At 62.7% G+C, this 15300-nt stretch carries 9 protein-coding genes; 1 reads left to right on the forward strand and 8 read right to left on the reverse strand.

From position 1 onward, the window contains the following. Positions 1-23: 23 nt before the first annotated feature. Together QTH91_RS19190 and QTH91_RS19195 are read right to left on the reverse strand one after the other, a co-directional pair. Positions 24-362, reverse strand: coding sequence for a P-II family nitrogen regulator (locus QTH91_RS19190; RefSeq protein ID WP_286661742.1), 339 nt, complete (start codon positions 360-362; stop codon positions 24-26). Positions 363-425: 63 nt separating this feature from the next. Next, the gene (locus tag QTH91_RS19195; protein WP_390368983.1) at positions 426-1253 is read right to left on the reverse strand and encodes a TorF family putative porin; all 828 of its coding nucleotides are present in this window, start codon (positions 1251-1253) and stop codon (positions 426-428) included. A 175-nt stretch (positions 1254-1428) separates the two neighbouring features. Here QTH91_RS19195 and QTH91_RS19200 point away from each other — a divergent pair, with 175 nt between their 5' ends. Continuing rightward, complete coding sequence (locus QTH91_RS19200; RefSeq protein ID WP_286661743.1) at positions 1429-3000, forward strand: YifB family Mg chelatase-like AAA ATPase; 1572 nt, start codon at positions 1429-1431, stop codon at positions 2998-3000. A 145-nt stretch (positions 3001-3145) separates the two neighbouring features. Here QTH91_RS19200 and QTH91_RS19205 read toward each other — a convergent pair whose 3' ends face one another. The 6 genes from QTH91_RS19205 to QTH91_RS19230 all read right to left on the reverse strand — a co-directional run bounded on the left by QTH91_RS19205 (position 3146) and on the right by QTH91_RS19230 (position 15110). After that, on the reverse strand, positions 3146-3472 hold the full coding sequence (locus QTH91_RS19205) for a hypothetical protein (protein ID WP_286661744.1): 327 nt from the start codon (positions 3470-3472) through the stop codon (positions 3146-3148). Positions 3473-3796: 324 nt separating this feature from the next. Then, the gene (locus tag QTH91_RS19210) at positions 3797-4078 is read right to left on the reverse strand and encodes a hypothetical protein (RefSeq protein WP_286661745.1); all 282 of its coding nucleotides are present in this window, start codon (positions 4076-4078) and stop codon (positions 3797-3799) included. 203 nt (positions 4079-4281) lie between these two features. Continuing rightward, positions 4282-4536: a hypothetical protein gene (locus QTH91_RS19215; RefSeq protein ID WP_286661746.1), complete on the reverse strand. Its 255-nt coding sequence runs from the start codon at positions 4534-4536 to the stop codon at positions 4282-4284. Positions 4537-4644: 108 nt separating this feature from the next. Further along, positions 4645-5214, reverse strand: a complete 570-nt coding sequence (locus QTH91_RS19220; protein WP_286661747.1) for a hypothetical protein — start codon at positions 5212-5214, stop codon at positions 4645-4647. Between the two features lie 918 nt (positions 5215-6132). After that, complete coding sequence (locus QTH91_RS19225; protein ID WP_286661748.1) at positions 6133-6552, reverse strand: hypothetical protein; 420 nt, start codon at positions 6550-6552, stop codon at positions 6133-6135. A gap of 11 nt (positions 6553-6563) precedes the next feature. Continuing rightward, positions 6564-15110, reverse strand: a complete 8547-nt coding sequence (locus QTH91_RS19230) for a two-partner secretion domain-containing protein (protein WP_286661749.1) — start codon at positions 15108-15110, stop codon at positions 6564-6566. Between the last annotated feature and the right edge of the window lie 190 nt (positions 15111-15300).

Raw genomic sequence — 15300 nt, forward strand, 5'->3', positions numbered from 1 at the left:
CCTGCAGTGTGTGTGCGGCCGGATCAGAGCGCCTCGGGTCCGGTCTCGCCGGTGCGAATACGCACAACCTGTTCCAGGTCGTACACAAACACCTTGCCGTCGCCGATCTTGCCGGTGCGCGCCGAGGTCTCGACGGCCTCGATGACGCGCTCGACCAGGTCTTCCGACACGGCAGCTTCGATCTTCACCTTGGGCAGGAAGTCGACGACATACTCGGCGCCGCGATAGAGCTCGGTGTGGCCCTTCTGGCGCCCGAAGCCCTTGACCTCGGTGACGGTGATGCCCTGCACGCCGATGGCCGAGAGCGCCTCGCGCACTTCGTCGAGCTTGAAGGGTTTGATGATGGCTGCGACCAGCTTCATGGATATCTCCTTGGGATAGTCATCCGGCAGCGGCCGGTTCAGGGCCGCCGCACGTTTTCAAGATCAGAACGTCTTGGTCAAAGCCACGACGAAGCGGGCCTTGTTGGGGTTGAGCGTTTCGCCGTTGTCGCCGGTGACTTCGTACGAGCTGCCTTCGGTGGCGCCTTGCACCATGCCCGCGAGCGACAGGCCCGCGCCGAAGTCATACGAAGCGCCGACGCTGTAGTCCCAGTAGCTCTTGTAGCCCAGGCTGCGGATGTCCGAGGACATGTGCGTGTAGCCGCCGGCGACCTTGAGCGTCAGCTTGGGAACGATTTCCTTGGTGTAGGCCAGGTTGAAGTAGCCCGTGTTGGTGCCCTTCAGGCCAGAGCCGCCGCTGTTGCCGGCGTAGTTGAAGTAGTCGTCCGAAACGGTGTGCGAGTACTTGAAGGTGAAGGTGCCGACCGCTTCGCTGGTGTAGCCCATCGCGCCATAGAGCTCGACCGTGTTGCCCGCGGTGTTGCCGGCGTAGAGGTAGCCCAGCACGCCGACGTCGAAGTCCAGCACGCCAGCCTTGAACTTGTAGCCGCCGTACAGGTCGCTCTCGATGCTGTTGCCGTCGAGCCAGTTGACGCTGGAGTTCCAGTTGCCGAAGTAGAAGCCGCTCTCGTGGGCGTAGTCGAAGCCGCCCTGGATCGCGGGCTTGAAGGCGCTGGTCTTGAAGTTGGAACCGCCATCCTTGAGGATGTCCTGGTCCTGGCCGCGGTACTTGTACAGGCTGGTGAGCGTGACATTGGCCGTGAGCGGCGAGACCTCGGGCGCCGCTGCAGTCTGAGCCGCCGCGAATTGCGGCGCAAAGAAGGCGGCAGCGGCGATGGAGACGCCAGCCAGAACGGGTTTACGGTGCATCATTCGAGGGACTCCTGCTTTGTTGAATGTGGTTGCGCATCGATAAAGCAGGGAGCGTGCCAAAGTGTGTCAAGGTCTGTCACATTCGGACGAGGTTGGACTCAAATCAATACAAGACGACGCGCGAGCAGATGCGTCGCACCAGAAGTGGATGCACCATTCTGGGGAAAGGGGAGGAATGAGCTTGTCTTTGGTGCAGAGCCGCGCCTTGTTGGGTCTCGAGGCGGCGCAGGTGACCGTGGAGGTGCATCTGGCGAACGGCCTGCCGAGTTTTACCCTGGTCGGCCTGGCCGATGTGGAAGTGAAGGAGGCGCGCGAGCGCGTTCGCTGCGCCATCCAGAACGCGGGGCTCGAATTCCCCAGCAATAAGCGCATCACGGTGAACCTGGCACCCGCCGATCTGCCCAAGGGTTCGGGCCGCTTCGACCTGCCGATCGCGATGGGGATCCTGGCGGCGAGCGGACAAGTCGATGCGGCGCGCCTGGTGGGGTGGGAGTTCGGAGGTGAGTTGTCACTCTCCGGCGATCTGCGGCCGGTGCGTGGCGCCCTGGCCATGGCATTGGCCCGGCCGTCCAATGGGCCTGCGGCGAGCCTGGCGCGACTGGTGCTGCCGATCGACAGCGCCCGCGAGGCGGCGCTGGTGCCGGGCGTGCCGGTCTACGGGGCGCGGCATCTGCTCGACGTGGTTGCACAGTTCCTTCCCGAAGGGCATCCGCCGCCGGAGGGCCTGCAAGCTTCGCTGCCGGCTGGCGAGGGTTGGCTGCGCGCCGAATCCGCCCCGCCCCCGCAAGATCAGGCAACGCAACACGCCGACCTTTGCGACGTCAAAGGCCATGCCGCGGCCCGCCGGGCCTTGGAGATTGCCGCGGCCGGCGGACACAGCGTGTTGATGGTCGGGCCACCGGGCTCGGGCAAGTCGATGCTTGCACAGCGCTTCGCGGGCCTGCTGCCGCCGATGACAGTCGACGAGGCGCTACAAAGCGCGGCCGTCGCCAGCCTGGCCGGCTGCTTCAAGCCCGAGCGCTGGATGCAGCGCCCCACCCGAGCGCCGCATCACAGCGCCAGCGCGGTGGCGCTGGTGGGCGGCGGCTCGCCCCCAGCGCCGGGCGAAATCTCGCTCGCGCACCACGGGGTGCTGTTTCTCGACGAGTTTCCGGAGTTTGGTCGCGCCGCCCTGGAGGCCTTGCGCGAACCGCTGGAGACCGGACACATCACCATTGCACGTGCAGCGCGTCGATCGGAGTTCCCTGCGCGCTTCCAATTGATCGCCGCGATGAACCCCTGCCCTTGCGGCTACCTGGGATCGCCGCGCGGCATCTGCCGCTGTACGCCGGACCAGGTGGCCCGCTACCAAGGCAAGCTGAGCGGCCCGCTGCTGGACCGGATCGACCTGCATGTCGAAGTACCCGCCATCGCGCCGCAGGAGTTGATCGATGCGCCGCCGGGCGAGGCGAGCGCTCGGGTCAGGGAGCGCGTGATTGCAGCGCGCGACATGGCCCTGGCGCGACAGGACCATGCCAACGCCGCGCTGCAAGGCAATGCGATCGACCAGCACGCGGCGCTGGATGCGAACGCGCGGCGCTTGCTGCAAAAGGCGGCGACGCAGTTCGGCTGGTCGTCACGCGCGACGCACCGCGCGCTGAAGGTGGCGCGCACGATCGCGGACCTGGCGGGCAGTGAGCCGGTGCTGGCGGCGCATGTGGCAGAGGCGATGCAGTATCGGAGGGTGGCGGGGGAGAGGGTGGGGTGAGTTCGCCCAGAAGACGCGTTGCATGCCCGCGCCTTCGGTGGGCAGGCCCAACTGCTGAGCCACTGGCGATAGTTCGCAAAGCGCGGGTCGGTTTCGATGAGGTGGCTGGCGTCAAGTTCGGCTCGACACTGCTGACCTCATCGGATCACTTTGCAGTTGGCCGCGTGCAAGCCAACGGTGTCTGTTCGATCACCGGCTTGGGCACGTCGGGCTCGGTGGCATCCATGATCTGGAGCTTGCATCCGGTGACGTCGGCCCAGACGAATTCAGCCGTGTAGGCATGACCGGCCTGCGGTGTGAAGCGCGCTTCCAGCGGCCCGCACTGCCCGGTTTGCTGGCCCGTGTAGCCGGCAGTCGTGGTGGCCCACGAGCCAATCGCCCGCAACTGCAGTGGCACGCCGGGGCGCTCGATTTCGTGCGACAGATAGCTCTCGGCCCCGCCGCTGCCCATGCGCGTGCACGTGAGATCCACGGATACGCCTGGCCTTGTCCGAAGTAGGCGACATTGCCAAGGGGCTCGTAGCGGCTGCACGCCTGCGGCGCCGAGGCAACGGCAAAGTGAACTGGGAAAGGGTTGCCCTTGGAGCGCACAACCAGCTTGGCGCTGCCGGGCTCGACTTCGCGAAGTTCGTCGTAGCCGCTTTGCTCGCGTTCGTGCTTCAGAGCGGCCTCGGGGTTGATCTCCCGGTAGGTGCAGCCGCCGAGGGTCAGCAGGCAGGCGGCGATGGTGGCTGTTTGAGCTGGGCGTTTCATTGTTCTCTCCCTGGAAAGCCGTGCCATTAAGGGGCACGACGGATCATTGTTCGTCCATCTTTTTTCTTTTGAATTTGGCTTTTACCCATGCAACCATTTCTCTCAGGAACTCTTCGCCGGTATCGCCTTGGCCCATCATTTCCATTTGAGCCCCTATGCCAGAAATTCCTACGAGCACCAACCCAATCATCGCGAAAAAATACCAAGCCCACCCCACTTCATCGAACACATAAAGAGGGATAAAGATGAGCCCCAAGCCAGCAATGCAGGCAAAAAAAGAATATTTTGATTTCATTTTTTCCATGCGCTGATAATCTGCGCTCACTCAGCCGAGATATTCACCCAAAGCACGTGTTATTCCGGTGTCAACGGCTTTTTTGACTGACTCCCGCACCGGAAGCAGGCCACATCCAAGTTGGCACATTGGCTCGTCGGCATTGTTGTTGGTTTGCCGCCCTCCGCTTGCGAATTGGGTGCAGCACTGGAGTGCACGGTGAAGAGCAGTACCGAAGCTTGCGCATGATCTCGTCAATAGGCTCGTTCCAGTCGTCGTTCATCGTCAAGTGCCTCGTCAACCTCCGCCTTCACTTCAGGAGCATCAATGCAGAAACTTGAATTCAATCGCTTCTCCTGACCAGGTTTCCCTCGATAGTGCTTGACTTGATTTCCACTATCCAATGCGCCCCCAACTCTGCAGTTGAACTTGCATGGGAGCGCAGCGTCAGCATTCTTGCCACCCAGGAAGTTCTGCAGCTCGGGGCTTTGGCCGATGGCCTCGGCCATCAACTCGCCCACCACCGCGCCGATTGCCCCAGGCGCGCAGCCGCCCTTGTCGCCCGCCTTGGCCGCACTTGGGAGATTGATAACGTTCGACCCGGATCTGCACGGCCGCTAGCATGCGCTGATATCCGGAGGCAGCACTCCATCTATCCACTCGTACAAACCATGATGGGCGTTAGCCTTGACCGCCGCAATTAGTTCTGGCGGCCCCGCTATCGTCGTACTTCCCAATCCGTCTGCAGTTCGCAGTATTGCAAATTTAATGGGGTTACTGAAATAGAGGCCATTCCTCCACGTATCCCACTCCAATTGAGGGGACGACGTCCCAGCAGCAAACATCCACAGCCCAAGCTGCAAATCAACAAAGTCAAGGCGATTGGGCTCTTGCAATCTTACAATCAATAGTTTTCCGTCGATCGACATGTCCATCTCGTGCTTAGACGTGGCATAGATTCTAGTAATTTGGTTGTCCCGCAGCCATTCCAAAATGCCATCAATTTCGCCATCCAATTGGCCGGCGTTTTCAGAATAGACCGCCACCCACTGTTCACGCTCGATCGCCATCTCTGATAAATGTTCGGCATCATCAAAGAGCGCCGCAAGCTGACGCACAAAGGCTGCATCGAACTGCTCTATGCAGAGCGACTCCTGAATTCTCTCCGGCGTTGGACGATTTTTCATGGCTTTTTACCAAATCGAATTTCTTGAACCGATCAGTCATCGCCTGGTCGATTCCTATCAATTATTTGAATGGCAGGCCTTCCGTCGCTGCTCGGCCGAACAACCACTGTAGTTCCTGCAGGAACCAACGCCCCAGCCGGGTGATCTCCACCTGCGCCCCGCCTGGCGCATTAGGTTCTCTTCATCGATGGGCGTCAGGGCGTTGGTGCTGTCCTTGAGCTTCAACCGCCAGTTAAGGGGTCGGTTCGGCTGTTCTTTCCGGGCACTTTACATGTCTGACAAAGAATTTGTCCTCGCTTTGAACAACAAGCCAGCCAAATTTTGCGACGAATACGTCAGCGCCACATGTATGACAGTGACTGGGCCATCCTTCATATCTCCATTTTGAAATGGCGACGAGCGACGCCCCTTGCGCATAAGCAGTCCACTCCTCACGAGAAAGCCCCAAAAGACCTCCCACGTGTTGCGCATCATCTGAGTCAATTATTTCGTCAACGATTTCTAGCGCACCCTCGCTTGTCAGTCCGCCCATTCTCAATTCCTCGAGAAGACTTCGATTTTTCATCTATCTATCCGCCATCCTGGAACCGGGGGGGTTGTAAATTCCACGAGAGTTGCACAATTGAATTGCTCGTGGTCTTCGAGCAGCAACGCTTCGCTCGCGTCCCGGCGCACGAATTCGGTCAACTAAGCACCTATTTTTCTCCAATGACGCGCCGCGGGTATTTTTTATTGGCTCGACTGGCCGCACTTTGCCAAACAGCCGGTTATGTTAAAGCGCCTAACGGGCGATTTACCCCGCAGTCCCTGCCAGGGCGGGCCGGGCTCGATGCCCGGACTGGACTGCTATTGATGCTCTGCGCGTGACGCGCCTGGCTTTGACAAGACTACCAAAGCAACACCGACTGCTTTTGAAACTCAGACTGACGCTGACGCTTTTAGCTGAGAAACAATCAATTTCGCCATCTCTGTTTCAGCAGGCTTTTCCGACAAATACGCATCCATCGCCCTTCCAACATAGTGGCAAAAATCATGCGATGTCATAAACATATCTGGGCTAGCAAGTTCAAATGCTGTCGGCTCTACGCGCACATGGAACCGCGCATTCGCAGGCCAGTCTGAATAATATGGAAGTTCTCCAAGTGAGCCGGTATCACGACGCTCGATCATCCAACCAGGCTCTCCTTCCACTCCACCGATATCGTGTCCATCGATCAGCAAGCACGACAGCTCGTGCAGTCGCCCATCCATCAGAATGACGTTCAGGGCAAACTTGACCGCTGCATCTTGATCAGTCTGCGGATCTAGCCCCCCAAAAGCCTGCTGCAAATAGTCCATACCGAAGCTCCTTACTTGATTGGATGCACGTTGCCGATGAACGCGTTTCCATTTTTATCGACGTTGATGTAGGAACGGAAATTGACACCTCCCACCGAACTATCAATGACCTTGACCGTTGGATTTTTCAAGTACTGCGCCCAGGCCTGTTGGCCAGCTTGCTGCGCGTTATTTAGCATCGTCTGATCGCTAAACACAGCGGAGTCATATACGGTCTTACTACCAGAAACCACCTTCCCAGTTGCTGGGTTGGTGTAGGTATATGGAAGTTCATAGACACCCGCAGTACCGGTTGGTTTCAACGTGTATGTGGCTCCCACCGCATCCAACGAGCTTGTCGCGTTAGTAAGGTTATGAGTGCCACTCAATTGACCGGACTTGGTAAACCCATCAGGGCCAATCATGTGGCTTGGCAAATCGGTGCGGAAGGCTAATCCCTCTGTTACAGCCGCTCCCCCCTTTGCCCCAACCTCCACCGCATTCGCCGCAGCCCCTCTCAGGTCCCGCAATGCCACGGTCAGTGCATCCACCGCCGGCTCGCCCACCTTGCGCAAGACGCCGCCGCCCACAGGCACCAGGCCCACTGCCGCCCAGAACCTGCTGGCTTCTTCGCCCGTGAGGCTACTCCTTCCGGTAATCAGCTGAAGCACTGATTCACCCGTGCCGTAGAGCGGGGCCAACTCCAGGATCGTCTGGGCAAGTTGGTCGGCGCCCTCTTGGCTCAGCCCACCCTTGTCCGCCTGCTCCAGCATGGTGGCCGCAAACACCACCTTGGCAACTTGCTGGTCGATGCGGCGGAAGTCTTCAGCCGTGCAGTTGGGCTCGCATTCCGCTGTCAGCCGTGCGTTCTCTTGCGCTCCCTCCACATTGGCCTTCGCGCTTGGTGAGTGCGGAATGGCATTGTTCGCCGCCGCATTGGCCCCCGCCCAGTTGGCAATCGCAATCTCCTCGGGCGTGCCCCCCGCCAATGCGCCTGCCAGGCTGGCGAACAGGCCGGCCATGTACACCTGCTCGTTCTTGCCACCCAGGAAGTTCTGCAGCTCGGGGCTTTGGCCGATGGCCTCGGCCATCAACTCGCCCACCACCGCGCCGATGGCCCCAGGCGCGCAGCCGCCCTTGTCGCCCGCCTTGGCCGCACCGAGCGCGCAGCCAGCGATGGCGTGCGCCATCTTGTGCGTCACGTCGTTGAGCACCTTGCCCTTGAGGTCACCAATGCCTGAGGCCACCTTGGCGCCAACGGTGTTGATCAGCGCCGAGATCAGTGCGCTCTGCAGGCCGTCCTGCAGGTCCGTGCCGTTGATCGCGCTTTGTATGAGCGCGGTGGCGGCCTGGGCTTGCAGGTTTTGCTGCAGGACGGTGAAGAAGCCCTTGCTGCCCGCATCCACTTCCGACAGCCCCGTGGGCGGCATGCCCATGCCCGCGAGCACGCCGCCGGTGACGATGGCCGCGGCCAGGTTGCGCACGCTTTGCTTGGAGCCGAGCTCCTCCATGACCTTGCCCAGGTCGCCCTGGTTGTTGATCAGTGAGATGCTCGCCTGGCTGATCAGCGCCAGGGTGCCGGCCTGCACCGCGCCGGCGACCACGGTGCCGGCCATGGTGGCCGTACCGCCTGCCGCGGCACCTGCGACTGCCGTGCCGGCTGCTGCTGCTGCGGGGGCTGCCGCGAATCCCACAATCACCGCCACCAGCGCCGCGCTGGCCGGCCCCATCTGGCTTTGCTGGTCGCGCCATTGGCGGTGGGCTTCTTCCACACGGTTCCAGTGCGCGGTATCGGCCAGCGCGGGGTCGTTCATGATCTGGCCTACCCACTGCATGCCCGGTTGCTGGGCCAGTTGGTTCAGGCTGACGGTCGCGCCCACGTCCGCGACGACACCACCCTTGGCCTGGATGGACAGCTTGCCCACTTCCATGGTGGTGTAGTTGAGCGTCTCGTCGGTGCGCTCTTGCGCATCGGTGCCCACGACCCAGGCGTTGCCCGAGCTTTCTTGGGACTGATGGGTGTCGGTGGTGGTAACGGTCTCCAGCTTGAGCCGGCCTTCCGCCTCGATGTCCACGCTTTCGGCCTTGAGCTTGACAGCTGCCAGGGTGGTGTCGGCGCCGCTCTTGAGTTCGATGGTGCCGGCCTCCAGGGTGGTCGCGGCCAGACTGGTCTGAGTGCCGGCTGCGCTTAGGTTCTGGTAGTTGACGCCGCTTTTGTAGTCGTGCGTGGTCTGGCTGCTTTGCTGATCCAGCCCCGAGCGCAGGGTGATCTGCTTGCCGGCTTCCAAGTGCAAGGTAGCGTCTTCACCTGCGGCGAGTTGGGCCGCTTCGGCCTTGAGGTCGTTGCCGGCTTTGAGGGTGACGTTGCCCGCTCCCGTGACGCTGCTGCCGACCAATTGCGTCTGCATGTCTTCACGGCTGGCTTCCATCTTGAAGCCACTCCAGGCGAAGCTGTCGCGTCGACCGGTCTGGGCGGCGGCGATGTTCAAGTCATGCCCCGCCTCCATTGCCACACTGCCTTCACTGCGCACCTGTGCGCCGGTGAGGTTGATGTCGTGCTCGGCCTTGGCCTCCAGGCTGCCGCCGGGGTCGGTGACATACAGGCCAGCCACACGATCGACGTACTGGCTTCGCAGTTGGCTGCCAGTTTGTTCGGTTCCACTGGTGCCTTGGCTCTGGCGCACGCTGCTGGCAACGTTGATGTCATTGCCCGCGTGCAGGCTCAGCTTTTCCTGGGCGCTGATGTTGGCGCCGATGTTGTTGATGTCGTTCTTGGCATCCAGCAGCACCTGGCGCCCGGTGATCAGGCCACCGTCGATGTTCTGGATGTTCTGTGCGTCGATCTTGACCACATCTCGTCCAGCGACTGTGCCGCGGTTGGTCAGATCGCCGCTCAGGTTCATCTGCACCTCGCGGCCCGACAGCAGGGCGCCGCTGCCATCGATGTCGCCCGGTTTGACGCGCACGTACAACTGGGGCACCAGCACCTTCTGCGTGCCGCCGTCAGGCAAGGTGACGGTTTGCTCGACCAGCCAGACGATGTCGCTGGTGAGCTGTGCCATCTGCTCGGCCGTCAGGGCAACGCCGGGCGTCAGGTGGAACTTCTGGGCGAAGGTGGCGCCGTTGGTCATCAGCGCCTTGTATTGCTCTTCGTCGTTGCTGAACCCGTCCAGGTAGCGGTAGCCGGTGAGCTTGGCCACCTGTTCGTTGATCAGGCGCTGCTCGTAGTAGCCGTCGCCCAGGCGCTTGAGGGTGGTGCTCGGGTCTGCGCCCATCAGCCCCAGCAGGTAGTCGCTGCTGAGCCACTGGCGGTAGTTCGCAAAGCGCGGGTCGGTTTCGATGAGGTGGGTGGAATCGGGAACCGAGCGAAACAGACTGGCCGTGGGCAGCGTAGCATCGGGCATGCTGGTGCGCACGGCCACGGACTTCGCGCTGGACGAAGCGCCCAGTTCGCCGCTCGTGACAGAGGTAGGTACCTCCATGATGGGTGCGACCGGACGCCCGCCTTGTACGCCACCGGCGCCCTGCGCCTGCGATGGATTTGCCGCTTCAGATTTGTCGTCGATCGGGCGGCCCGCCTTGATGTTTTGATCGCCTTCGACGCGCCCGGCACCAAGCGTCACGCTGAAAGGCCGGCTTTCCTGCATGCCAACGGTGTCGTAGCGCCGCTCGTCGTCCGAGAACGTGTGGGTGGCAACGTAGCTATGGATGGCCGTGCCGTTGGTCTCGCGCGTGCCGTTGACGATGACAGGGTCGTTGGCGATGTTGGCGCCTCGCACAGTGAGCTTTCCACCGGCCAGGATGTCGCTCATCTCATTGCGCCCGGATGCGAGATTGATGTCCAACGTTCCACCGGCCACGATGCGAGCCGGCGCCGAGCTGGTGAGTACCGGTGTGGTGCTGCTGACGGTGTAGTCGAAGGCGTCGTAGGTGCCGAAGAAGTGCGAGCGTGCGCCCGGCAGTTCCCAGTCGTTGCCCGTGATCGTGTCGATGAAGCGTTTGAGCGCGACGTCAAGCTTGGCGTGTGCCTGACGGTAGGCTTGCCATTGGTCGTATTCCTCCTGCGTAACCGGATGGTCGAAGGGCACGAGGTCTTCGTAGCTGCCGCTCTCCGTGTTGACGATGCGCTTCCAGCCCGTCTGCCCGACGACGATGTTGGGATCGATCCAACCCGGATGCGAAGCGGGGACATCCACTGGCGGCGGCGCAACGCCGAAGTCGGCCCAGATGGCGTCATCGCGCGGATACCAGGCGCCTGGGGCGGTTTGCGTTTCCACTTGTTGTGCGCTGCCGGGATTGACGACGACCTGGTAGCTCAGGTCCGCGCTGTTGCGCGGCGACTGAAGGTAGTAGCGCCGGAAGCGCTCCAGCGGGTATTCCTTGGCCGGCACCAGCAGGACGATGTTGGCGTTGTCGCCCGGCGACCTCGGGTCGGCAGCGTCGTGAGACGTGAACGACATCCAGCCGCCATATCCAAAGCTGCTCGTGCTGAACAAGACCTGATCGGCAGGGTATCGCCTGGCGTCGCCCGGCACGGCGTACTCAATGACCCGCTCGCCACCGCCGGGCGTCATCGACCAGCTGACACCACCGTTGGTATTTGAAAGCGTCAGCGTGTCGATGCGCATATTGCCTGCGGATTCGATGCTGGCGGCGTGGTTGTTCAAGCTCAGCGCCGAGCCGGTGGCGCGGCCGTTGGCGTCGAGCGCGCCACCGATGGCCATATCGCCATCGCTGTAGATCAGCGCTCCGTCGTTGTTGTTCAACGTCAAGGCGCCAACATCAAGGCGTTCGCGCGCGGCGATGGTGGCGGCCTTCTGCTGCCCATCCACCGTCTCGGCCAAGTTGTTGAGCGTCTTGGCCGCAATGGACAGTTGCCCTCCATAGATGCGGCCGGTGCCGATGTTGGTCAGCTCGCCCGCGTCGATGCGTGTCGCGTTGCCGTCGATCAGGCCTCGGTTGGTCAGGTTGCCCGTTGCGCTGATGATGGTGTTGGCGCCGCTGATCTCACCCGTCGCGGTGTTGTCGATGTCCTTCGCCGCAACGTGAAGGGTGCCCCAGGCTGTGATGTCACCGCTGTTGGTCAGGCGCCCCTTGGTGCTCAGCGAGAGGTCGCCTGCCGACACCAGATGCCCGCTGTTGTCGAAGTCTTGCGTCAAGGCAATGTCGAGCTGCTCTCCGGCCATCACGCTGCCGTTGCCGGACAGGCTTGCCGCATCGATGGCGACATGGCCATTGGCGACGATGCTGCCGCCCCCATTGCCCACGGCGAGCGCTCGGTTGGCGTCGGTGCCGGCATTGCGCAACTCGACGCTGTTCCCTGCTTCGATATCGCCGCCGGCGTTGTCAACCAGCGCGCTGGCCAGGATGGAGACCTTATCGATTGCACGCACGGCGCCGTTGTCGTTCAGAAGCGTGCCGGTCGCGATCTGCACCTGATTGCCTTCGATGCCCTTTCCGGCATCGGTCCGCTCACCGTCGGCCGCCAAGAGTAGGGCCCCAGCGGTTCTCGTGACAGTGTTCGAGTTGCGGACGCGCTGCGCCTCGATTTGAACGGCGCCGCCCGCGCGGATGAGACCCTCGGTGTTGTCCAGCGTCGTTGCTTGTAGCTGCAATGCATCGCCGGACACGATCTGTCCATCTTGGTTGGTCAACGCGTCGACGCGGACGTCCACGTTCTGCTGCGCGCCAACAAGGCCGCCGGCGTTGGTCAACGATGCGCCGGCCAGGTGCACGGCGCCTGTGCCCGCGTCGTCTTGACCGATGATCTTTCCGTTCGTGTTGTCGAGCGCGTTGGACCTGGCGTCGATGTCAACGGAGCCCGCAGCGATCAGGCCGGATTCGTTTGAAACGCCTTGGCCGCTAAGCGTGACTGCTTTGCCAGACTGAATGGCTCCTGCCGAGTTCACGATGGCGCCTTGAACGTCGACGGCGGCATCGCCCTCGACCGACACGATCGAGCCATTCGTGTTGAGCAGTTCCGTGCCCGCCACCCGCGTCCCGAGGCGGCTGACAACGCTCCCCTGTGTGTTGTCGACGCTACCTCCAGCTTCGAGTTGCAGCCCGCCCGCACTGACGATGCTCCCCCCGTTGTTGCTCAGGTTGCCTTCAGTGGCAATTGCAGCCACACCCTCGCCGGTCTGCTCGATGCGGCCGCCGCTGCTGTTGTCGATTGCTCCTGCCACCACATCGATCGCGCCGGCACTGAGCAATCCGTTCTGATTGTTGAGGACCGACGCGGCCCCGCCGCGGGTGCGGATCTCCAAGAGGCCGCCACTGGAGATCGTTGCGCCGCTGGTATCGATTCCCCCCTGCCGCGCCGACAGCTTTGTGCTTCGCGCGCTCGTGGTGCTGGCTGACAGATCCAAGGCGCTGCCGTCAAGACTTAGGTCACCAGCGGCCACGGCGGTGCCGTGCAGTGCCAGATCTCCTGAGGTCTGTAGTCGCAGGTCACCCACGTCAGTGACATTCCCTTGCGCGTCCACCCCGGCAAGAAGCTGGCTGCCTTGGTCGGCCCGAATGGAACCGGCCTGTACGCCCAGATGTCGCCCAGCTTGCAGGCGCCCTTCTGCGTTCAACTCGCTGCTCAGGTGGATGCTGACATCGCGGTTCGCACGCAGTGCGCCGCCGCGCGCAACATCAAGCGCGCCGGCGTCGACGACAAGGTCGTTGGCGGCGCTGACGCTGCCGTCAGCATTGTCGAACTCGCCAAGCGTTGATAGCCGAACATCCGCTTGGGCGGATTCAATGCGCCCCCCGGCATTGCTCAGCGATTGCGACGAGAGAGAGACCCCCTGGTTGGCCGCGAGTGTGCCGGAGGCGTTGTCGATGGCATGCCCCACCTGAACTTCGAGCGCGCCCATCGCCTCGGCCCGCCCCGCTTGATTGTTGAACCCCTTGCCGGCGCGCAACAACGCATCGCCGCCCGATTCGATGCGGCCTGTGCCGTTGTCGATGTCTTCGCGAGCAACGACGGAAATGCTGCCGGAGCTTCGCAGCGTGCCGCCTCGATTGATGAAGCGCCCCGAGGCATCGACCTCCACCTGCCCCGCCTGCAACGCCCCACCCGAGTTGTCGAATTCCCCCACATTCGCGCTGAACCGTTCCCGCACATTCAGCGTTCCGCCTGCATTCGCAAAGCGCGGGCCGCTGACGTTCAGTTCCTTCACGCTCAGCGTGCCGCCGCTGTTGTCGATCTGCGGAGTCTGCAGCGTGATGTCGCCACCCACGTAGATGCGCCCGCCGTCGTTGCGAACACCGTCAGTGGCAGTGATCTGCCCTGGCGGCAGAGGCGCCGGCACGGTGGCCGCGGTTGAAGGCGCGCCTGCATCTGCGCTTGGCCCGGCGCCCGGATCACTGCCGGTGCCGCCGCTCGAATTGGATGCGCCATTGCCGCCCGTACCAGTGCTGCCTCCGCCACCCGCACCTGCGCCCTCGGTCGTGCCAGTGCCTTCACCGGCATTCGGCACGGCCACAGGCTCAGCACCGATCACGCCGCCGTTGCGGTTGCTCAGCATCGGCGCGCTGATCGTGAGTGCATTGCCGCCGGTCTGCCGCAGCGTGCCGCCGCTGTTGTCGATTTCGCTCGCGCTGGCCAGTTGCAGGCGCGCTGCTTCCATGGTGCCGCGGTTTTCCAGCCGGCCGGCGCTGGTGACGACCAGTTCGCCGGCACCGGCGCCGATGCCGCCCGCATTGCGCACGCCCACGCCGGCCTCGGTGCCGATCAGCACGATCTTGTTGGCATACATGCCGCCCAGCTGCGACACATCCAACGCAAAGGTGGGCGCTGCGCCAGCACCCGCCACGGGCGTGGCTTGGGCCGCGTCGGCGCTCACGCTGTTGGCGCCGGTCACGACCTTGAGTTCCTTGGCCCAGATGCCCGCGTTCACCTGCAAGGCGCGGCTGAGGATGGCGGCGTAGTCGGTGCGGCTGGCATCCAGGCCGGCACCTTCAATGCTGATGGTGCCGCCGCGCACCAGGAAGCTCTCGAGGCTTCCGGCGTTGTTGAATTGCGGCGTGCCCGTCGTCAGGGTAACGCCGCCTGCATTGATGAAGCCGCCGCCATCGACCTGGATGCCCGCCGGGTTGGCGATGATGACTTCGGCCTTCTGGCCCGCCACTTCGACGAAGCCGCGCAGTTGGCTCGGATTGGCGCTGTTGACTTCGTTGAGGATGATGCGAACCGGCCCGCGTGCGAGCCACGGATTGCCCTGTATCCAGCCGCCCGTCTGGCTCTGCACATTGGTGCGGCTGTTGTTGAGGATGGCTCCCCTGCCATCGACGTCGAACTGCTTGTAGGTGTTGCGGCTCACGCCAGCGGCCGATGGCGCCTGGATGTTCACCACCGGCGCACCGTTGGGTGCGGGCAGGACGGTGGGTCGCTGGTTGCCAGGGGCATTGGGGTCGGCAACGATTTGGGCGTGCACGCTGCCCACCAGCACCAAGGTGCCGAACAGGCCTGCCGCTGTCGTTGCGGTGGAGCGCGATGCGCCCTTGCCAACGCTGCGCGCCGTCTCCTGCACCACCATGCGCAGCCCGCGCGCGGCGTTGAAGATCACGCGATGAAAATACTTGTTCATTGTTTTGCTCCCTCTATTCCCAGTGGCCGCATTGCAGCCGCAGTCCCTCTACCCATCCTCAGTTGGGTAATCCCTAGGTCGACACTCTCTCTTGGCTTGCCTACTGCTTGCAGTTGAGCCTGCCTACGCCGACGTAAGGTGCCCGTTGGCTCAGCACCGCTGCAAAGCTCGTCATGACAGAGAAGCTGCC

Origin of the sequence: Variovorax dokdonensis (genome assembly GCF_030316895.1) — a bacterium.
Classification (GTDB): Bacteria; Pseudomonadota; Gammaproteobacteria; order Burkholderiales; family Burkholderiaceae_C; genus Variovorax; species Variovorax dokdonensis.